Here is a 19362-nt window from a genome sequence, read left to right on the forward strand (position 1 = left end):
GAATCATGAAAAATTTTAGTTTGTAGGTTGTTTTAAGTTTTGAAGAGTATTGACCAATTCAAGCACACCATGTACGTCATCGGTATTGAGTGAAAAATCGTCATTTTGTTGTGTGCAATGGTGCATATAATAGTAAAAAAGAGCGGTAATGCTTTTGGCATAAGAAGCAAAATTTGGATTGTGGTTATATAATTGTTGTAATAGGGATAGATTGTGTAAATCATTTTCCGAAAGAATGCGGTGTAGGGGTTTTGTACTCATAATATGTGAATTAAGTCCTTCATGTTCTCTAATCGTTTGGTTATTGTACTTAAATGGACGGGTGATTGTATTAAATATCACAAGTGTACCAACGAATAACATGAAAATAGTAAGTTAAAAAGTTAATGTTAGAGGCACTAAAATAACATATTTTTATTATAAGAATGAATATAAGTGGTTGAAAATCTGTGTTTTATTTGTTTTTTGAATGAGATTTTTGATTGTTGTTTGAATTGTTTATGAAGTTGAGAGGGTGAGAGGGTGAGGGGGGGAGTTGATGAGGGATGTTCATCACAAAGGGCAAATCGTAGCGTAGCGAAAATCGAAACGTAGTGAAGATTCATCGAACACCAAAATAAATATAAAGTAGGTGAGATAAACCGCACAAAGAGCAAACTTCACAAAGAGCAAACCTCACAAAGAGCAAACCTCACAAAGCACAAACTTCACAAAGCACAAACTTCACAAAGAGCAAACCTCACAAAGAGCAAACCTCACAAAGAGCAAACCTCACAAAGCACAAATTTCGCTAACTAATAACCAAAAAAAAAAAAACCAAGCATTCAGAAGAATACTTGGTCTTTCGTAATTTATTGAATTGTTATTTATTTGTTCTTAGTTGAAGAGTCCTAAAACAAGTGAAGGACATAAACCGAATACTACAACGGCAGCAACAGCGATTAAACCGACAATTGTATAGGCCATTGGCACTTGAATAGCTGGTGTTTGTGTTTCTTCCTCTTGCTTAGCAAACATCAAGATGATGATTTTTAAGTAGTAGTAAATACTGATGAAAGAGTTGATTACCCCGAATATCACTAAAGTGATGAATCCGTTTTTCACTGCTTCTGTGAATAAGAAGAATTTTCCGAAGAAACCAGCGAAGATTGGAATACCTCCCATAGACAATAAGGCAACGGATAAGATAACGGCTAAAAGGGGGTTAGATTTGCCTAATCCTTTGAAGTTATCTAGGTGTTCGTTATCTTTTCCTTTGGTTACAATCGTTAATACGGTAAAAGCAGCAATACCAGCAAAGGCATACGAAGTTGCGTAGTAGAATAAGTTTGGAGTTGCACTACCTAAAGCAGTTAACGCCATCATCATAAAACCAGCATGTGAAATACCCGAATAAGCCAATAGACGCTTCATATTATCTTGGCGCAACGCCATGATATTACCAACCGTCATGGTTAAGATTGCAATCACAACGATAGCGGTTGTATAGTGTGAAGGCATTTGGTGTAATAAGTTAATCGATACTTTATACAACGTAGCTACTGCCGTTACTTTTACCAACGTACTCATCATAGCCGTTGTTAAGTTTGGCGCTCCTTGGTATACATCTGGTGCCCAGAAGTGGAAAGGTACAGCTGCGATTTTGAACAACATACCGATGATTACCATGGTTACACCCAAGGCATACCAAATCGGCATTGCATTTGTTGTTGTTAACTTGGCAATTTGAGCCAAGTCAAAAGATCCTGTTGCTCCGTATACTAAGGCAATTCCGAAAAGAACTACACCAGAAGCGAAAGATCCCAGCAAGAAATATTTCATGGCTGATTCGTTACTCTTAATATTCGTACGATCAGATCCACAAAGAATGTATAGGGTAATAGAAAGGATTTCTAATCCCACGAAAAACATCGCCATATTTCCGAAGCTTACCATGGAGATAGCCCCCATAAGTAAGAATAATTTCAAGGAAATATAGTCTGATATTTTAGAAAATTGCGTTTGATAAAAATCTTTACTCAAGGCAACTAACAAGATTGTCAATGCAATAAATAAAGAAGAAAAGGCACTAGAAAATTTAGTAGTCACGATCATATTGTTGTAATGAGCTTCCACTACGTCAATATTGCAAAGCGTGTAACCCAGAATTCCCAGTAGTCCTACAATCGTTAGCGGGATGATTAATTTTCTCAAATTAATGATCTCTGCTAGTAGAACGATAACCGCTAATACTCCAACTGCTATTAATGTATTCATCTTTTATATTTTGGAATGATGGTTTCAGAATAAGCTGAATCTCAATTGTTATTTAATATAGGATACGATTTCAACCAAACTTGGCGTAATTAAATCGGTAATTGGTTTAGGGTAAACACCAAGGAAAATAACCGTGATGACTAATACACCTAATACAATTTTTTCGTTTAAGGTTACGTCTGTAAATACTTTGGCATTCGTTTCACCTAACATTGATCTTTGGAACATGCGCAACATATAGAAGGCACCGAAAATAATACTTGTTCCTCCGATGATCGCGTACCAGATATTGATTTGCGATAGACCGAATAGCAAGCTGAATTCACCGATGAAACTGAATGTTCCAGGTAATCCAATTGAAGCAAATAGCAAGATCATGAATAGCGAAGCGAATTGAGGTGCTTGTTGGCGAATTCCTCCCATTTCACTGATTGTTCTTGTTTCGAATCGATTGTACATAATTTCAGCTACGTAGAATAAACCTACAATGACAAAACCGTGAGCTAACATTTGATATACGGCTCCTAATAAACCATCTAAAGTTAACGTATAAGCTCCAGCAGCAATTAAACCAACGTGTGCTAAAGATGAATAAGCGAAGAAACGCTTGATGTTCACTTGTTTTAACGCAACAATTGATCCGTATACTACTCCGATGATACACAACACTAAAATCGTAGGCATTAAGTCTTTTGCCGCTGATGAAGTGATTGGCAATTGCCAACGGATGATAGAGTACAATCCCATTTTCAACATAATCCCAGATAAAAGCATGGTTCCAACTGTTGGTGCTTTTTCATAGGTTGATGCCTGCCACGTATGGAAAGGGAAAATAGGAATTTTGATTGCATAAGCTAAGAAGAACGCAAGGAAAATCCAGTATTGCTCTTGACTTGTTAAGCTTACGTTGTATAAATCTGCTAATAAGAAGCTACCTGCTTTTTGGTAGAGGTAAATAAACCCAACCAACATGAATAAAGATCCTGCGAAGGTGTAAATAAAGAATTTGAAAATCGCTTTTTTACGTGCTTCGAAGGTATCATTCCCCCATAGTAAAGCAATGAAGTAGATTGGAATTAAGGATAATTCCCAGAAAATATAGTATAAGAAACCGTCTGCAGCTAAGAATGTTCCTGTCATAGCAAATGCCATGAACATTACTAGACCGTAGAATAGATTTGATTTTTCAATGTGATTTCCAAAAGAGGACAAAATGATTAGGGGTGTTAGCATCGTTGTTAATAAAACAAGGGCTAAAGCTAATCCATCCGCTTTTAAGGCAATGTGAATGTTGGGATTCATGATCCATTGCGTGGTAAAACCGGCATTTACTCCTGAATTGTGTTGGCAAATGATGGCAATTGTTTCTACAAATGCGACTAACCCGAATAGCAAAGCAATTTTAGGGGCAAGTGTTTTATTTGCTAAAAACGTAGCAAATGCTCCAACTAATAACGTTAATAATAATATAGTTACGTTCATCTCTCTAAATTATCTTGCAATGAATAAATAATACAACATCAAACAGATTCCGAATACAAAGGCAAATAAGTACAAGCCGATATTTCCGTTTTGCGCTTTTTTCCCTTGTAAGGATAATCCATCTGCTATTTTTCCTAATCCATAAATGGTTTCAGACAAGATTACTTCTACAACATCTCTAAAGAATACAGAAAGGGTATAGATTGGTTTTACAATCACTTTCGTATAAATTTCGTCAATGTAGTATTTGTTGTATAAAACCTTGTGGAATCCTGTCATTTGTTCATCTGCAGGAGGAAGTTCTCCTTTTTTAATGTATTTGCTATACGCAATAAATAAACCAATACACGCTCCAATAACAGCAACCGCCATTAAGATGTATTCTGTTGTTCCTAAAACGTGTGGATGTGCATTTGCACTGTTGACGATGATTGGTTCTAAGTAGCTATTTAACCAGCTATTTCCAGGCAAGCTAATAACTCCACCTACAACAGATAAAATACCCAAGATCCACAAAGGTACAGTGATAGCTGCTGGACTTTCGTGTACGTGATTCTTTTGTTCTTGTGTTCCTCTGAAATTCTTGAAGAACGTCAAGTACAACAATCTAAACATATAGAAAGCCGTTAGGATAGACGCGATAGATCCGATTACGTATAATACTGGATTGTGACTGAAAGCTGTTAATAAGATTTCGTCTTTTGAAAAGAATCCTGAGAAAGGAGGGAACCCTGAAATAGCGATAGTAGCTAAAAGGAAAGTTGCATAAGTAGCAGGCATAAATTTCTTTAAACCACCCATATTACGCATGTCTTGTTCTCCACCCATGGCGTGGATTACTGATCCTGATCCTAAGAATAAACAAGCTTTGAAGAAAGCGTGTGTTACTACGTGGAAAACAGCGATTTCATAAGCACCGAAACCTACAGCCATAAACATTAATCCCAATTGAGATACGGTTGAATAGGCCAATACTTTTTTGATATCCGTTTGCACCAATCCAATTGTTGCAGCAAATAATGATGTACATGCACCAACAATGGCAATGATGTTTTGGATATGTGGAGCTAAGTCAAAAACAAAGTTTAATCTTGTGATTAAGAAGATACCTGCAGTTACCATGGTCGCTGCGTGAATTAACGCAGAAACAGGTGTTGGTCCTGCCATCGCATCAGGTAACCACGTATACAATGGAATCTGTGCACTTTTTCCTACAGCTCCAATGAATAAAGCTAAGGCTGCCCATCCGATCCACATGTTGATTTGGTGGTTTGTACCATTCATCAATGCTTCTTTAATCGTCATATAATCGAGTGATTGGAATAAGAAAGCCAAGATAAATACCCCAACTAAAAAGCCTAAATCCCCAATTCGGTTCATGATGAAAGCTTTTTTAGCGGCGTCGTTATACGACTGGTTTTTATGCCAAAATCCGATTAATAAATACGAACACAATCCTACACCTTCCCATCCGATGAAAGTAATTAACAAGTTACTTCCTGTAACTAATACAATCATAAAGAAGATGAATAGATTCAAATAAGCGAAAAACTTAGCGTAGTTTTCGTCATTTTTCATATAGTTCGTCGAGTACCAGTGAATCAGCGTTCCGATACCTGTTACGAATAACAACCACAAGAGTGAAAGTTGATCGAGTAAAAAGCCAAAAGTAACGTTGAAGTTAGCTAAAGCCATCCATTCGAATAGTTCAATTTCAATTGGTTGTTTGGAATTGTTTACTTGAATAAAAGCAAGTAATGAGATGATAAAAGAAATTAAAACGGCTACCGTTGCAATAATTCCTGAACCATTACCTAATTTTTTTCCGAAGAAAACATTGACCAAAGACCCAAGTAATGGGACTAATAATAAAAGTAAAATTACGTTTGTATCCATAAGGAATTATCCTTTTAAGTTCTTTAATTTATCAATATCAATTGCGCCGATATTTCTGTAGATCGATACTAGAATCGCTAATCCAACAGCAACTTCTGCTGCGGCAACGGCCATGGTAAAGAAAACAAAAACTTGTCCTTGTGCATCTTGGTGATAGGTTGAAAAAGCGACTAATAACATATTCGCTGAGTTCAACATAATCTCAATACACATAAACATGACAATTGCGTTTCGTCTATATAATATTCCAAATACTCCGATGCAGAATAATAAAATTGATAAGTAGATGTATTTATCAATACCGATGATTTCAATTACATTTTCCATACTTATACTGCTTTTTCAGATTTATCTTTTTTAGAAATCAATACGGCTCCAATCATCGCTAGTAATAATAATACTGCAACCATTTCAAATGGAACAACGTATTCATTCAATAATACTTTTCCTAACACGTGAACTGACTGGAAGTCTTGTCCGTGGTTAGCATATTGTAGTTCATACGCTTGATTTCCTCTTAAAGTGATCGATAACAACAATAGCCCTACTAAACAGAAGGCAATGGTTGCTACCACTTTAGACACTAAAGGTTTGGATACTTCGTGGCTGATATTTAAGTTCATTAACATGATAGTAAATAACATTAAAATCATAATTGCTCCAGAGTAAACCATAATGTGGATCATTCCTAAAAACTGGGAGTTTAATAGGATATAATGACCTGCTATTGAGAAGAAACTGACAACCAACCACAAAGCGCTGTGAATAGGGTTTTTACTCAACAACGTTAACGCTGCACTTCCGAGTGTAATGGTCGAAAGGATGTAAAATAAAATTTCTATCATAATTACGCTTGATTCTGTTTGTTCGTATTAGCAATAGCTGCCTCTAAAGGCATAACCAATTTATCTTTTCCGTAGATAAAGTTTTCACGAGTGATGTCTGCTTTGGTAATTTCTCCTGATTTAGTTAGGTAAATTGCTTGTTTAGGGCAAGATTCCTCACATAAACCACAGAAGATACAACGCAGCATATTGATTTCGTAGATTTCAGCATACTTTTCCTCGCGGTATAAATGTTTCTCTTCTGGTTTGCGTTCAGCCGCTTTCATGGTGATCGCCTCTGCAGGACAAGATAAAGCACATAAACCACAAGCGGTACAGCGCTCTCTTCCTTCGTCGTCGCGCATTAAGGTATGTCTACCGCGGTAAACAGGGCTAAATGGACGAGTTTGCTCCGGATAAGAAATTGTCACCTTTTTCTTAAACATGTGTTTTAAGGTAACCATCATTCCTTTGAAAATCGCAACTAAATAGATGCGCTCACTCCAAGTTAGTTTCTTGTTCGAAACCATCTTTTTTCTTCCTGATAAAGAATATGTATTAGTTGATGACATGTTTAATTAGTTTAATAGTAAGATTACAACTGCTGTAACGATTAAGTTCAATAATGCCAATGGGATTAAGGTTTTCCATCCTAAGTTCATCAATTGGTCATAACGGAAACGCGGTAAGGTCCAACGTACCCACATATAAACAAAGATGAAGAAAAAGATTTTGATGAATAGGGCGAAAATACCCAATACGTTAGCAATATTTACTCCCCAATTTTCAACAGCCCAAGCCATACCTGGATAGTTGAACGCTCCAAAGTATAAAACCGAAATAATCGCTGAAGAAATAAATAAGTTCGAGTATTCAGCGAACAAATAGAATCCCATTTTCATCGAAGAATATTCGGTGTGGAATCCACCAATTAACTCTTGCTCACATTCTGCTAAGTCGAAAGGTGCTCTATTGGTTTCAGCGAAAGAACAAATCAAGAAAATTAAAAACCCGATGGGTTGATAAAATACATTCCAGTTCATTCCACTTTGTTGCAAAGCGATTTCTCTCATGCTCATACTTTGTGTTAACAACAACAAAGAGATAAGGGAAAGACCCATTGCAATTTCGTAAGAAATCATTTGTGAAGCAGCGCGAATACCACTCATTAAAGAGTATTTGTTATTCGAAGCCCAAGCTCCAATCATAATTCCATAAACCCCAACAGATAATACCGCTAGGATATACAATAACCCCACGTTAATATCTGCAGCTTGTAAGATAATTTCTCTTCCAAACAACACAAATTTATCTCCCCAAGGCAATACTGCACTTGTCATAAGTGCTAAGGTCATCGCTAAGAAAGGACCAAATTTGAATAAGAATCGGTTAGGTGTTGTGGGTTCATACTCTTCTTTAGCGAATAGTTTTAAACCATCGGCTAAAGGCTGAAGCATACCTCCTTTACCTGCACGGTTTGGACCTAAACGATCTTGTATCCACGCCGCAATTTTTCGTTCTGCTAACGTAGCATACATCGCCATAAGCATTGTAATTGCGAATACAACTACAATAATAATTGCTTTATCTATAATAATAGCTTTATCCATGTTCTACCGTTTTATTCTTTAGATTCATCGTTTGTAAAAGGAATCGCTTTCATACTGATCTTTTTGTGATCTTGCTCGCGTCCTTCTAAAATGTGTTTTTCTGTTTTTATCACTACATGATCTAATTTTTTCGTGTAGTTGTTTTGGTTGATTACAGAGAATTTCTCGAATTTACGCGGCCCTTCAATCACCCAATCACTTGTTTCTTTGTGGTCAAAGCGACAAGAGTTACAAATGAATTCTTCTACTTCGTGGAATTCGTCTTTGCGAGCCGTTACACGTTGAATTTCGTCTCCAAACATCCATACGGTCGTTTTACCAGAACAAGTCGGACAGTTGCGGTGTGCATTATAAGGCTTATTGAACCAAACACGCGATTTAAAACGGAAGGTTTTATCGGTTAATGCTCCTACTGGACATACGTCAATCATGTTTCCAGAGAATTCATTCTCAATTGCCGCAGAAATATAAGTTGAGATTTGAGCGTGTTCCCCACGACCACATACTCCATGTACGCGCTCGTCTGTTAATTGCTCAGCTGTTTTTACACAACGGTAGCACAGAATACAACGATTCATGTGTAATTGAATATTATCTCCTATATTTTCAGGCTCGAAGGTTCTCTTTTCTTCCTGGTATCTCTTTTGTTCTTTTCCGTGTTGGAAGGCTAAGTTTTGCAAATCACATTCCCCAGCTTGATCGCAAACAGGACAATCTAAAGGGTGATTAATAAGAAGAAATTCCGTTACTGATTTTCTCGCTTCTAAAACTCGTGGTGAAGAGATGCTTTTTACTTCCATACCATCCATAACTCCTGTTTTACAAGAAGCCATTAATTTAGGCATCGGACGTGGATCTGCTTCGCTTCCTTTAGAAACTTCTACTAAACAAGCTCTACATTTTCCTCCTGTTCCCTCTAGTTTTGAGTAATAGCACATCGCTGGAGGAACAGATTCCCCACCAATCATTCTTGCTGCTTGTAGAATGGATGTTCCTGGTTCTACTTCTATTTCATGTCCGTCTATAGTAACTTTCATAAATTGTGCTTTTTAGCTAAAAAATTAGCGTGAATTATTTATTAATCAGGTGTTTTACGCTCGAAAAAGGTTCGTTGACATAGTGATTTCTGTCTTTTACTTTCTCAGGGAATAAAACGTGATATTCAAACTCGTCTCTAAAATGTCTAATAGCAGCGGCAACTGGCCAAGCAGCGGCATCTCCTAAAGGACAAATTGTATTACCTTCAATATTGCTTTGAATGTTCCACAACAAATCAATATCATCCATAGTTCCATGTCCAGTTTCAATGCGGTGTAATACTTTCTCCATCCATCCCGTTCCTTCTCGACAAGGTGAACATTGTCCACAGCTTTCATGTGCATAGAAACGAGCGAAGTTCCACGTGTTTCTTACGATACAAGCGGTATCGTTGTATACGATGAAACCTCCAGAACCCAACATCGATCCTGTTTCAAAACCTCCGTCAGATAACGATTCGTAAGTCATTAAACGATCTTCACCATTGGCTGTTTTGTAAATTAAATGTGCAGGTAAGATTGGCACAGATGATCCTCCAGGAATTAAAGCCTTGATGGGTCTGTCGTCCATCATACCACCACAGTATTCATCAGAATTGATAAATTCCTCTACGGTAATTCCCAATTCGATTTCGTAAACGCCTGGTTTTCTAATATGTCCAGAAGCTGATATTAACTTGGTTCCAGTTGAGCGACCTAAACCGATTTTAGCATATTCATCTCCTGAATTATTTACAATCCACGGAATATTAGCAATCGATTCGACGTTGTTTACTACGGTTGGATTTCCCCATAAACCACTTACCGCTGGGAAAGGTGGTTTGATACGAGGGTTTCCTCTTTTTCCTTCTAAAGATTCAATCAATGCTGTTTCCTCACCACAGATATATGCTCCCGCACCACAGTGCACGTGTAAATCTAACGAGTAATCCGTTCCTAAGATATTCTTTCCTAACCATCCCGCAGCATACGCTTCTTTGATGGCTCTTTCTAGGGTTTTGAATACCCACATATATTCTCCACGGATGTAGATATACGACAAGTTTGCACCTAAAGCATAACTAGCCGTAATCATTCCCTCAATCAATAAGTGAGGGATGTATTCCATTAAGTATCTATCTTTGAATGTTCCTGGTTCAGACTCATCGGCATTACATACTAAATGTCTTGGTTTGCCCGATTTTTTGTCGATGAAACTCCATTTTAAACCCACAGGGAAACCTGCACCTCCACGACCTCGTAGTCCTGATGCTTTTACCTGTTCTGTAATATCATCTGGAGCCATTGTTTTCAATGCCTTTTCCACTGATGCATAACCGCCATTTTCACGGTATACCTCATATGATTTTATCCCAGGGATATTGATTTTGTCTAATAATATTTTTGTCGCCATATTACTATTTGTCGTGAAGAATTACTTTTCCTGCTTTACAATCCTCAATGATTTGGTCGATTTTTTCGCGTGTTAAATGCTCTTTGTAGAAGTCGCCCAACTGCATCATGGGTGCATATCCACAAGCGCCTAAACACTGAACACCTACCACTGAAAATAACCCATCAGGTGTTGTTTCTCCTGGTTTAATACCTAATTTTTCACAAGCATATTCCATCATATCGTCTGCTCCACGGATGCCACAGCATGAAGTTAAACAGAATTCGAACATATACGTACCCATTGGTTTTTGGTTGTACATCGTGTAAAATGTTACTACCTCGTATACTTCGATAGATGTAATGCCTAATATCTCCGCCACTTTATCCATTAATTCTACGCTTAACCAGTTGTCGTGTGCATCTTGTGCGGCGTGTAAAACAGGTAAAAGTGCTGATTTTTTCTTATCAGCAGGGTAGTGGCTCAACAATTCGTCAATGCGTTGTTGAAGCTCAGGCGTGATATTTATATTTTGTTTGTATTTCTTCGTTTCCATGATTTAAGCGTCTAATTCTCCTGCAATGATGTTTAAACTTGATAAGGTAATAATCGCATCTGATAACATACCTCCTTTTACGATGTCATTGTACGCTTGGTAAATGATAAAACAAGGTCTTCTGAAGTGCAATCTATAAGGAGTTCTACTTCCATCTGTAATCAAGTAAAATCCTAGCTCACCATTACCACCTTCTACACAGTGGTATAATTCAGTTACAGGAACAGGAACTTCACCCATTACAATTTTGAAGTGATAAATTAAAGCTTCCATATTCGTGTATACATCTTCTTTTGGAGGAAGATAGTATTCAGGTACATCTGCGTGGTAAGGGCCTTCTGGCATTTTATCTAATGCTTGACGAATGATTTTCATACTTTCCCAAACTTCTGCATTGCGCACGCAGAAACGGTCGTAACAATCACCAGCTGTTCCCACAGGAATTTCGAAATCGAAATCTTCATACGAACAATAAGGCGTAGCAACACGAACGTCGTAGTCTACACCAGCCGCGCGTAAGTTTGGACCTGTAAATCCGAAGTTAATCGCCTCTTCAGCAGAAATTCCACCTACACCTACGGTACGATCCATGAAAATTCTATTTCTTGTCAATAAACCTTCAAATTCGCTCCAGATAGCAGGGAATTCAGCTAAAAACTCTTCAATTTTTTGGAATACTGCTGGACTCCATTCTCTTTCGAAACCACCAATACGCCCCATGTTTGTCGTTAAACGCGCACCTGAGATTTCTTCGTAGATTTCGTATATTTTTTCTCTGTATTGAAATACGTATAAGAATCCTGTTAAAGCTCCTGTATCCACCCCCATAACAGAACTACAAATAATGTGGTCTGCAATACGAGCTAATTCCATGATAATCACGCGCATATATTGTACGCGTTTAGGAATTTCAATACCCAAAGCTTTTTCTACAGTCATCCACCAAGCCGTATTGTTAATAGGAGAAGAACAATAGTTCAAGCGATCCGTTAATACGTTGATTTGGTAGAAAGGACGGTTTTCGGCAATCTTTTCAAAGGCGCGGTGGATGTATCCCACAGTTCCTTCTCCATCTAAAACCTTTTCACCATCTAATAAGATAATATTTTGAAAGATACCATGCGTCGCTGGGTGCGTAGGACCTAAGTTTAAGATTTGTAACTCGGTACCATCTTCGTTAAACTTTTCCTCGATCAGCTTGGCGTATCGTTGTTCCGGTGGTAATAATAAATCTGACATACTCTTGACTCTTAATCAGTTATTAACAATTGTGAATCGTTCTACCAAAGAATCGATCGTCTTTATCTGTTCTTCCTTCATCTTCCATTGGAAATTCTTTGCGCAGCGGGAAAGATTCCATTTCATCCATGTTTAAAATACGTTTCAATTGAGGATGATTTTTGAATTTAATTCCGTAGAAATCGTAGGTTTCTCTTTCCTGCCAGTTGGCTGATTTAAATAAGTCAACAACAGAATCAACTACTGGATTTTTACCGTTTAAATACGCTTTGAAGCGGATTCTCACGTTGTCCATCCAATTGTGCATATGGTATACTACTGCAAATTGGCGGTCTTCTTCAGAATCAGGGTAGTGTACCCCACAAACATCCGTTAGAAAGTTGAAATTCATTTGGTCATTTTCTTTCAAAAACTGAACAACTACGTGAAGTGCATCAGGTGCAACTTCAAAAACAAGCATTTGGTGTTGTTCGTGAAATTCTTTAACCGACAAACCAAATTGGTCGATTAAAGCCGTTTGAATGGTTTGATTATCTAATGCCATAACTATTTACTTTCTATATTATACGATTTTAATAATTCGTCATATTCTTTTGTACCACGTCTATAAACTGATTCTGCTTTAACGATCTCATGCAATCTCATCACGCCATCCAGAATCTGCTCGGGTCTTGGAGGACATCCAGGAACGTAAACGTCTACTGGAATTACTTTGTCAATTCCTTGTAATACTGAATAAGTATCAAAAATACCTCCAGAAGAAGCACAAGCACCCACAGCGATTACCCATTTAGGTTCAGCCATTTGTTCGTATACTTGGCGTAAAATCGGAGCCATTTTCTTCGAAATTGTACCCATCACCATCAACATGTCTGCTTGTCTTGGAGAGAAACTCATACGCTCTGATCCAAAACGCGCAATATCATACGTTGCTGCCATGGTAGCCATAAACTCAATTCCACAACAAGACGTTGCGAAAGGCAAGGGCCACATCGAGTTTGAACGAGCCAAACCAACAACTTCACTCAATTTTGTAGCAAAAAAGCCTTCTCCCACATAACCTTCAGGAGCCTCTACTGTTTTATATTTTTTATCGCTCATCTTCCTAGTATTTTAATCCCATTCGAGACCCTTCTTTTTAAATTCATATAATAGTCCTACTAATAACAAGAATAAGAAAATTCCCATTTTAGCTAATCCGTCCCATCCCAATTCTTGAAAGTTCATCGCCCAAGGATAAAGGAATACTACTTCTACATCAAATAAAACAAAGAGAATCGCAACTAAGAAATACTTTACGTTAAAAGGAATACGCGCGTTTCCTAGCGATTCGATTCCACATTCCCAAGTACTGTCTTTGATTTTTGATTTTTTTCTAGGTCCTAGTTTCCCTGAAACCCATATTGTCATGGATACAAATCCCGCAGCTAGTGCGATTTGCATTAAAATTGGTATAAAATCGAGTTGACTTGATTGCATAAGTACAAGTTTTATATTAGATACAACATACAAATATAGAGCCCTAGATTGGCTTTACAAAGCTTTGGAACTCTTGGTCTTGTCCTAATTCTTTAATAAACCTCAATATGTATTTAGATTAATTATAAATAGTGGTTGATAGAATAAAAAAAAGCTACCTAACGCGAGTTAGATAGCTTTACTGTAACGGAAAATTATATATATTTTCTTAATCTTCTATCACTTGTACATTAGTGGCAATAAGCCCTTTTTTTCCTTGTTCCTCTTCGTAAGAAACGCGGTTACCTTGTTCTACATTCTTTGTTTTTAAACCAGTGATGTGAACAAAGATGTCTTGTTTAGTAGCTTCATTAGTAATGAAACCAAATCCTTTGTCTTCGTTGAAGAATTTAATTACGCCTGTGTGCATTTTAAAAAAATAAAAATATTAGAACACCAAATATATAGTTTTTTTAGTGTCTAATGGGGTTGAATTTAAATTTTTTACAAAAAATTATTGTGCTTTGCTTTTTTTTGATGATTCATCGGCTTTTCGATGTTATAAAAGGATGAATTTTGGCAAAAAAAATAAAGGGAACTGAACAGTTCCCTTTATTTGATATGATTCAATTATTCTTCTTCTAATGGTTTCATGTGGAATGATTCCATGAAAGCAGTGGTATAATTACCTGCTCTGTAGTTTGGATCATCCATCAATTGTCTGTGGAAAGGAATCGTTGTTTTGATACCTTCGATTACAAACTCATCTAACGCACGTTTCATTTTGTTGATTGCTTCTTCTCTTGTTTGAGCAGTTGTGATCAACTTGGCAATCATTGAATCGTAGTTTGGCGGAATAGAGTATCCAGAATACACGTGAGTATCTAAACGAACTCCATGTCCTCCTGGCGCATGCAACGTAGTAATTCTTCCTGGAGAAGGTCTGAAGTCGTTGAATGGATCTTCAGCGTTGATACGACACTCGATAGAGTGTAATTTAGGGGTATAGTTTTTACCCGAGATTGGCACACCAGCAGCCACTAAGATTTGTTCGCGAATTAAATCGTAATCAATTACTTGTTCTGTGATTGGGTGTTCTACTTGGATACGCGTATTCATTTCCATGAAGTAGAAGTTGCGATCTTTGTCCACTAAGAACTCAATCGTTCCCGCTCCTTCGTATTTGATGAATTCAGCTGCTTTTACAGCCGCTAATCCCATTCTGTCTCTCAATTCATCAGTCATGAATGGAGAAGGTGTTTCTTCCGTAAGTTTTTGGTGACGTCTTTGGATGGAACAGTCTCTTTCAGATAAGTGACATGCTTTTCCATAAGAATCTCCTACTACTTGGATTTCGATGTGACGTGGATCAACAATTAGTTTCTCCATGTACATACCGTCGTTTCCAAAAGCAGCAGCTGCCTCTTGACGTGCACTTTCCCAAGCTCTTTCGATTTCTTCTTCTTTGAAGATTTCACGCATCCCTTTACCACCACCTCCAGCAGTTGCTTTCATCATGACAGGGTAACCAATTTCTTTGGCTGTTTTTTTGGCGTGTTCTAATGACTCTAATAACCCATCAGAACCTGGAACTGTTGGTACTCCAGCTAACTTCATTGTTTCTTTCGCTGTCGCTTTGTCTCCCATTTTTTCAATCATCTCAGGAGAAGCACCGATAAATTTAACACCGTGCTCCTGACAGATTTTAGAAAACTTCGCATTTTCAGCTAAGAAACCATATCCAGGGTGAATCGCATCCGCATTTGTGATTTCAGCTGCAGCGATAATGTTGGAAATTTTTAAATACGATAGGTTTGAGGGAGCAGGTCCAATACACACAGCCTCGTCAGCGAAGCGTACGTGAAGACTGTCTGCATCTGCAGTGGAATATACCGCTACAGTTTTAATTCCCATTTCTTTACACGTTCTAATGATGCGTAAAGCAATTTCACCTCTATTAGCTACTAATATTTTTTTAAACATCTTCTGAAATTTTAAATTCTAATTGTACTTTTCTTCTTCGCAAGCAAAGAAGGGTTGTTTAATTTCTTAAGATGGGTCAACTAAGAATAAAGGTTGATCAAACTCAACAGGTGACGAATCGTCAACTAAGATTTTTACGATTTTACCTGATACTTCAGATTCAATTTCGTTGAATAACTTCATTGCCTCAATAACACAAACTACATCTCCAGGTTTGATTACTGTTCCTACTTCTGCGAAAGGAGCTTTGTCTGGTGCTGGTTTTCTGTAGAATGTTCCGATGATTGGAGATTTTACAGTGATGTATTTTGCATCGTCTCCTGCAGGAGCCGCCGCCGCTGGAGCTTCCGTTGCAACAGGTGCTGCAGCAGATTGTGCTACTGGCGCTTGTGGCATTGATTGTGCTACTGGAACTTGTTGGATATACGTTGTTTCAGTGCTTCCTGTTTCTGTCGTTTTGATGGTGATTTTAAAATCATCCATTTCTAATTTTACTTCTGTAGCTCCTGATTTCGCTACGAATTTGATTAGGTTTTGAATTTCTTTAATGTCCATACTACTGTATTGGTTAGTTGTTTTTCCTAAATTAATTAACTATTGTAAGCCCACTTTAAATATATAGATCCCCACGTGAATCCTCCACCAAAGGTAGCAAAGATAATATTATCACCTTTCTTCAATTGGCTTTCGTAATCGCATAATAATAAGGGTAAAGTAGCAGAGGTTGTATTTCCGTATCGCTCGATGTTCATTAGAACTTTAGAATCATCTACTCCCATGCGGTGAGCAGTAGCATCGATAATGCGTTTGTTTGCTTGATGTGCAGCCAACCAATTTACATCTGTATGTGTTAAATTGTTGCGTTGCATGATTTTTTCACTCACATCAGCCATGTTAGATACGGCATATTTGAAAACAGTTTTTCCATCTTGGAAAACATAGTGTTGTCTGTTGGCAACTGTTTCGGCGCTTGCAGGTAGAATAGACCCACCAGCGTCAATTTTTAAGTATTCTCTTCCGATTCCGTCGCTTCGTAGATATTCATCTATAACGCCGTAACCATCTGTATTGGGTTCAAATAAAACGGCTCCAGCAGCATCTCCAAAAATGATGCAGGTTGCACGATCGGTGTAGTCAATAATAGAAGACATTTTATCTGCTCCGATTAGCAGTACTTTTTTGTACTTACCAGATTCGATATAAGCAGAAGCAACAGACATTCCATATAAGAAGCTCGAACAAGCGGCTTGTAAGTCAAAAGCAAAAGCATTGGTAGCGCCAATTTGAGAGGCTACATAAACTCCTGTGATGGCTACAGGCATATCTGGGGTAGCAGTTGATAATAGAACTAAGTCTATCTCTTTTGGATCTACTCCTGATTTTTGTATTAAGTTCTCCGCAGCTTTAATAGCCATATACGAAGCGCCTTGTCCAGGTTCTTTAAGAATGCGACGTTCTTTAATTCCTGTTCGAGAGGTTATCCACTCGTCGTTAGTTTCAACCATTTTTTCTAAATCCGCGTTGGTTAACTTTGTCTCAGGCAAATAACAACCAACAGCAGTAATGGCTGCATGTATTTTTGTCATATGGTGTTGCTTTACTTTATAAAAACATTCCAAAAAGAAGCGAAAATTACGAAAAAAAAACGAACTAGAGCCTTTTTAAGTCTTAAAACTCGCTCTCTCAGTAAATTTCGGCAAAAAAAAACTCTCACACATTGTGAGAGTTTATTGTGTTTTGAAAAGCTTATGCTTCTACTGCTGTTGTTTTGTCTATTACAACTTGTCCTCTGTAGTAAAGTTTTCCTTCGTGCCAGTAAGCTCTGTGGAATAAGTGAGCTTCACCAGTAACAGGACAAGTAGCGATAGTTGGAGCTACAGCTTTGTAGTGCGTTCTTCTTTTATCTCTTCTTGTTTTCGAGGTCTTTCTCTTAGGATGTGCCATTTTACTATATTATTTATCCGTTAATAGTTTTTTTAATTTCTCCCATCTGGGGTCTATATCTTCGTTGTCTGAATCGCTTTCCGTATCGTCTTCTTGCGAATCTTCCATTTCATTGTCTTCTTCTTCGTCCTCAAATAAAAAATCGAAGTCTTCTTCATCGAAATCTTCGTTTTCTGCTGCTTCAGGGCTTACTCGTTTGACAGGAATGGACAATACAATTAATTCGTATATATACTGAGATAAATTTATCTCGTATTCATTCATTGGAATGACTAATATTTCATCGTGATCATCGTTAAATTCTTCTCCAAATTTGACAATGAGGTTGAATTCATTCTCAATAGGAAGATCAAAATCTTCATTTGTAACGTCACAAGGAACATTGACAACTCCTTTTGCCTTAAAGTTTACCTCTAAATGGGTAGCTTTTTTATTTAAAAGAACGCTAATATTTGCTTGTATACTGTTGAAATCGTCATAATTGTAATTTTTAAAAAAATCACTATCTATCTGATATTCAAAAGTATGTTCTCCATTTTTCAATCCTATGAAGGATATCGAATATGTTTTTTCGGTATTCATCAAATACATGATTTGAGCGTGCAAAGATAAAAAATTATTATTATTACAAGCTAATTATCAAATTTTTTTGTGCTATTTTCTTTTTCTTGAGGTATTAGTGGGTTGCTCTTGGCTTCAATGTTTCTGTTTCTGTTTCTAAAAATATCAAGAGCTAAGTACAAGGCCTCGCGAAAAGAAGTGGGGTCAGCTAAGTTTTTACCTGCTATATCATAAGCTGTTCCGTGATCAGGTGAAGTTCTAATTTTATTTAGACCCGCGGTGTAGTTGACACCTTTACTGAAGGATAATGCTTTGAATGGAGCTAAGCCCTGATCGTGATAACACGCAATGACGGCGTCAAAGCTGTTGTAAAGTTGTGATCCAAAAAAGCCATCAGCTGGAAATGGACCGGATACGAGTATACCTTCTTCTGCTAGTTTTGTTATCGTTGGTTTGATGATTTCTTGCTCTTCTGTTCCAATAACGCCTTCGTCTCCTGCATGTGGATTTAAACCTAAAATGGCAATACGCGGATTGAAGATATTGAAATCATTCATTAATGCTTCGCGAATCGTCTTAACTTTTTCTTCAATGCGTTGGGGTGTTATGGCTTGTGCAACGTCTTTTAAGGGAAGGTGGTCTGTTAATAATCCCACTTTTAAATCGTCGCTAACCAAAAGCATCAAGGCATTTCCCTCTAGTTGTTCATTGAGGTAATTGGTGTGTCCAGGGTGTTGAAATTCTTCCGATTGTGTATTGTATTTATTGATCGGAGCGGTTACTAAAATATCAATTTCATTGTTTTTTAGTGCTTCTGTCGCAGCTACAAATGATTTAATGGCATAACTTCCTATGATAGGATCGTTTTCACCATAGTTGATATTAATGTTCTCTTTCCACAAGTTTAACACGTTGAGTTTTCCTGTGATGATTTGATCCAAACTATCAATGCCTTGGAAATTCACATTGCTATTGATGTTCTTTTTGATATAAGATAAGGGCTTTGAACTACCGAATATAACGGGCGTACAAAGCTCGAGCATTCTGTTGTCTTCGAAACATTTAAGGATAATTTCGGGTCCAATACCGTTTAAATCGCCTATTGATATACCTACCCTAACATTTTCTTCTTTATGGCTCATAG

At 37.4% G+C, this 19362-nt stretch carries 22 protein-coding genes; all 22 read right to left on the minus strand.

The features are described 5' to 3' along the window. Positions 1 to 15 precede the first annotated feature (15 nt). The 22 genes from HX004_RS01445 to pdxA all read right to left on the minus strand — a co-directional run bounded on the left by HX004_RS01445 (position 16) and on the right by pdxA (position 19360). Positions 16 to 261 (minus strand): hypothetical protein, encoded by a 246-nt coding sequence (locus HX004_RS01445; protein ID WP_286440546.1) that lies wholly within the window; start codon positions 259 to 261, stop codon positions 16 to 18. Between the two features lie 615 nt (positions 262 to 876). After that, complete coding sequence (locus HX004_RS01450) at positions 877 to 2256, minus strand: NADH-quinone oxidoreductase subunit N (RefSeq protein WP_286440547.1); 1380 nt, start codon at positions 2254 to 2256, stop codon at positions 877 to 879. A gap of 48 nt (positions 2257 to 2304) precedes the next feature. After that, positions 2305 to 3738: a complex I subunit 4 family protein gene (locus HX004_RS01455; RefSeq protein WP_286440549.1), complete on the minus strand. Its 1434-nt coding sequence runs from the start codon at positions 3736 to 3738 to the stop codon at positions 2305 to 2307. Positions 3739 to 3747: 9 nt separating this feature from the next. Beyond that, positions 3748 to 5634 carry an NADH-quinone oxidoreductase subunit L gene (nuoL, locus tag HX004_RS01460; RefSeq protein WP_286440550.1) on the minus strand — a complete coding sequence of 629 codons (1887 nt, stop codon included), beginning with the start codon at positions 5632 to 5634 and terminating at the stop codon, positions 3748 to 3750. A gap of 6 nt (positions 5635 to 5640) precedes the next feature. Beyond that, positions 5641 to 5961, minus strand: coding sequence for an NADH-quinone oxidoreductase subunit NuoK (gene nuoK / locus HX004_RS01465; protein WP_002989006.1), 321 nt, complete (start codon positions 5959 to 5961; stop codon positions 5641 to 5643). A 2-nt stretch (positions 5962 to 5963) separates the two neighbouring features. Beyond that, positions 5964 to 6479 carry an NADH-quinone oxidoreductase subunit J family protein gene (locus HX004_RS01470; RefSeq protein ID WP_286440551.1) on the minus strand — a complete coding sequence of 172 codons (516 nt, stop codon included), beginning with the start codon at positions 6477 to 6479 and terminating at the stop codon, positions 5964 to 5966. A gap of 2 nt (positions 6480 to 6481) precedes the next feature. Then, the gene (locus tag HX004_RS01475) at positions 6482 to 7030 is read right to left on the minus strand and encodes a NuoI/complex I 23 kDa subunit family protein (RefSeq protein WP_002989009.1); all 549 of its coding nucleotides are present in this window, start codon (positions 7028 to 7030) and stop codon (positions 6482 to 6484) included. Between the two features lie 6 nt (positions 7031 to 7036). Continuing rightward, positions 7037 to 8068, minus strand: a complete 1032-nt coding sequence (nuoH, locus tag HX004_RS01480) for an NADH-quinone oxidoreductase subunit NuoH (RefSeq protein WP_286440552.1) — start codon at positions 8066 to 8068, stop codon at positions 7037 to 7039. A gap of 11 nt (positions 8069 to 8079) precedes the next feature. After that, on the minus strand, positions 8080 to 9105 hold the full coding sequence (locus tag HX004_RS01485) for an NADH-quinone oxidoreductase subunit G (RefSeq protein WP_158961837.1): 1026 nt from the start codon (positions 9103 to 9105) through the stop codon (positions 8080 to 8082). Between the two features lie 34 nt (positions 9106 to 9139). Next, on the minus strand, positions 9140 to 10498 hold the full coding sequence (gene nuoF, locus HX004_RS01490) for an NADH-quinone oxidoreductase subunit NuoF (protein ID WP_286440553.1): 1359 nt from the start codon (positions 10496 to 10498) through the stop codon (positions 9140 to 9142). A 4-nt stretch (positions 10499 to 10502) separates the two neighbouring features. Next, a complete protein-coding gene (locus tag HX004_RS01495) occupies positions 10503 to 11033 on the minus strand; it encodes an NADH-quinone oxidoreductase subunit NuoE family protein (protein WP_182649547.1) in 531 nt (176 codons plus the stop codon). Between the two features lie 3 nt (positions 11034 to 11036). Then, on the minus strand, positions 11037 to 12272 hold the full coding sequence (locus tag HX004_RS01500; RefSeq protein ID WP_286440554.1) for an NADH-quinone oxidoreductase subunit D: 1236 nt from the start codon (positions 12270 to 12272) through the stop codon (positions 11037 to 11039). A 22-nt stretch (positions 12273 to 12294) separates the two neighbouring features. Further along, positions 12295 to 12816, minus strand: coding sequence for an NADH-quinone oxidoreductase subunit C (locus HX004_RS01505; RefSeq protein WP_286440556.1), 522 nt, complete (start codon positions 12814 to 12816; stop codon positions 12295 to 12297). Between the two features lie 2 nt (positions 12817 to 12818). After that, positions 12819 to 13373 carry an NADH-quinone oxidoreductase subunit B gene (locus HX004_RS01510; RefSeq protein WP_060875509.1) on the minus strand — a complete coding sequence of 185 codons (555 nt, stop codon included), beginning with the start codon at positions 13371 to 13373 and terminating at the stop codon, positions 12819 to 12821. Positions 13374 to 13385: 12 nt separating this feature from the next. Beyond that, positions 13386 to 13751, minus strand: a complete 366-nt coding sequence (locus HX004_RS01515; protein WP_158961832.1) for an NADH-quinone oxidoreductase subunit A — start codon at positions 13749 to 13751, stop codon at positions 13386 to 13388. Positions 13752 to 13959: 208 nt separating this feature from the next. Further along, the gene (locus tag HX004_RS01520; protein ID WP_182625872.1) at positions 13960 to 14160 is read right to left on the minus strand and encodes a cold-shock protein; all 201 of its coding nucleotides are present in this window, start codon (positions 14158 to 14160) and stop codon (positions 13960 to 13962) included. A gap of 200 nt (positions 14161 to 14360) precedes the next feature. After that, positions 14361 to 15713: an acetyl-CoA carboxylase biotin carboxylase subunit gene (accC, locus tag HX004_RS01525; protein WP_286440558.1), complete on the minus strand. Its 1353-nt coding sequence runs from the start codon at positions 15711 to 15713 to the stop codon at positions 14361 to 14363. 66 nt (positions 15714 to 15779) lie between these two features. Next, positions 15780 to 16268, minus strand: a complete 489-nt coding sequence (accB, locus tag HX004_RS01530; protein ID WP_286440559.1) for an acetyl-CoA carboxylase biotin carboxyl carrier protein — start codon at positions 16266 to 16268, stop codon at positions 15780 to 15782. 35 nt (positions 16269 to 16303) lie between these two features. After that, entirely contained in the window at positions 16304 to 17299 is a 996-nt protein-coding gene (locus HX004_RS01535) for a beta-ketoacyl-ACP synthase III (protein WP_286440560.1), read from the minus strand. Between the two features lie 160 nt (positions 17300 to 17459). Beyond that, positions 17460 to 17657 (minus strand): 50S ribosomal protein L32, encoded by a 198-nt coding sequence (gene rpmF / locus HX004_RS01540; RefSeq protein ID WP_002989043.1) that lies wholly within the window; start codon positions 17655 to 17657, stop codon positions 17460 to 17462. A 9-nt stretch (positions 17658 to 17666) separates the two neighbouring features. Then, positions 17667 to 18239, minus strand: coding sequence for a YceD family protein (locus tag HX004_RS01545; protein WP_286440561.1), 573 nt, complete (start codon positions 18237 to 18239; stop codon positions 17667 to 17669). 50 nt (positions 18240 to 18289) lie between these two features. Then, positions 18290 to 19360: a 4-hydroxythreonine-4-phosphate dehydrogenase PdxA gene (gene pdxA / locus HX004_RS01550; protein WP_286440562.1), complete on the minus strand. Its 1071-nt coding sequence runs from the start codon at positions 19358 to 19360 to the stop codon at positions 18290 to 18292. Between the last annotated feature and the right edge of the window lie 2 nt (positions 19361 to 19362).

This window comes from Myroides sp. 1354, from assembly GCF_030324495.1.
Lineage (GTDB): Bacteria > Bacteroidota > Bacteroidia > Flavobacteriales > Flavobacteriaceae > Flavobacterium.

Coding starts and splice junctions, on each gene's coding strand:
- HX004_RS01450 (WP_286440547.1), bottom strand. CDS start 2,256: ATGAATACATTAATAGCAGTTGGAGTATTAGCGGTTATCGTTCTACTA.
- HX004_RS01475 (WP_002989009.1), bottom strand. CDS start 7,030: ATGTCATCAACTAATACATATTCTTTATCAGGAAGAAAAAAGATGGTT.
- HX004_RS01520 (WP_182625872.1), bottom strand. CDS start 14,160: ATGCACACAGGCGTAATTAAATTCTTCAACGAAGACAAAGGATTTGGT.
- nuoF (WP_286440553.1), bottom strand. CDS start 10,498: ATGGCGACAAAAATATTATTAGACAAAATCAATATCCCTGGGATAAAA.
- HX004_RS01455 (WP_286440549.1), bottom strand. CDS start 3,738: ATGAACGTAACTATATTATTATTAACGTTATTAGTTGGAGCATTTGCT.
- HX004_RS01470 (WP_286440551.1), bottom strand. CDS start 6,479: ATGATAGAAATTTTATTTTACATCCTTTCGACCATTACACTCGGAAGT.
- HX004_RS01485 (WP_158961837.1), bottom strand. CDS start 9,105: ATGAAAGTTACTATAGACGGACATGAAATAGAAGTAGAACCAGGAACA.
- HX004_RS01515 (WP_158961832.1), bottom strand. CDS start 13,751: ATGCAATCAAGTCAACTCGATTTTATACCAATTTTAATGCAAATCGCA.
- pdxA (WP_286440562.1), bottom strand. CDS start 19,360: ATGAGCCATAAAGAAGAAAATGTTAGGGTAGGTATATCAATAGGCGAT.
- HX004_RS01500 (WP_286440554.1), bottom strand. CDS start 12,272: ATGTCAGATTTATTATTACCACCGGAACAACGATACGCCAAGCTGATC.
- HX004_RS01535 (WP_286440560.1), bottom strand. CDS start 17,299: ATGACAAAAATACATGCAGCCATTACTGCTGTTGGTTGTTATTTGCCT.
- nuoK (WP_002989006.1), bottom strand. CDS start 5,961: ATGGAAAATGTAATTGAAATCATCGGTATTGATAAATACATCTACTTA.
- HX004_RS01505 (WP_286440556.1), bottom strand. CDS start 12,816: ATGGCATTAGATAATCAAACCATTCAAACGGCTTTAATCGACCAATTT.
- accC (WP_286440558.1), bottom strand. CDS start 15,713: ATGTTTAAAAAAATATTAGTAGCTAATAGAGGTGAAATTGCTTTACGC.
- nuoH (WP_286440552.1), bottom strand. CDS start 8,068: ATGGATAAAGCTATTATTATAGATAAAGCAATTATTATTGTAGTTGTA.
- accB (WP_286440559.1), bottom strand. CDS start 16,268: ATGGACATTAAAGAAATTCAAAACCTAATCAAATTCGTAGCGAAATCA.
- nuoL (WP_286440550.1), bottom strand. CDS start 5,634: ATGGATACAAACGTAATTTTACTTTTATTATTAGTCCCATTACTTGGG.
- HX004_RS01545 (WP_286440561.1), bottom strand. CDS start 18,239: ATGAATACCGAAAAAACATATTCGATATCCTTCATAGGATTGAAAAAT.
- HX004_RS01495 (WP_182649547.1), bottom strand. CDS start 11,033: ATGGAAACGAAGAAATACAAACAAAATATAAATATCACGCCTGAGCTT.
- HX004_RS01445 (WP_286440546.1), bottom strand. CDS start 261: ATGAGTACAAAACCCCTACACCGCATTCTTTCGGAAAATGATTTACAC.
- HX004_RS01510 (WP_060875509.1), bottom strand. CDS start 13,373: ATGAGCGATAAAAAATATAAAACAGTAGAGGCTCCTGAAGGTTATGTG.
- rpmF (WP_002989043.1), bottom strand. CDS start 17,657: ATGGCACATCCTAAGAGAAAGACCTCGAAAACAAGAAGAGATAAAAGA.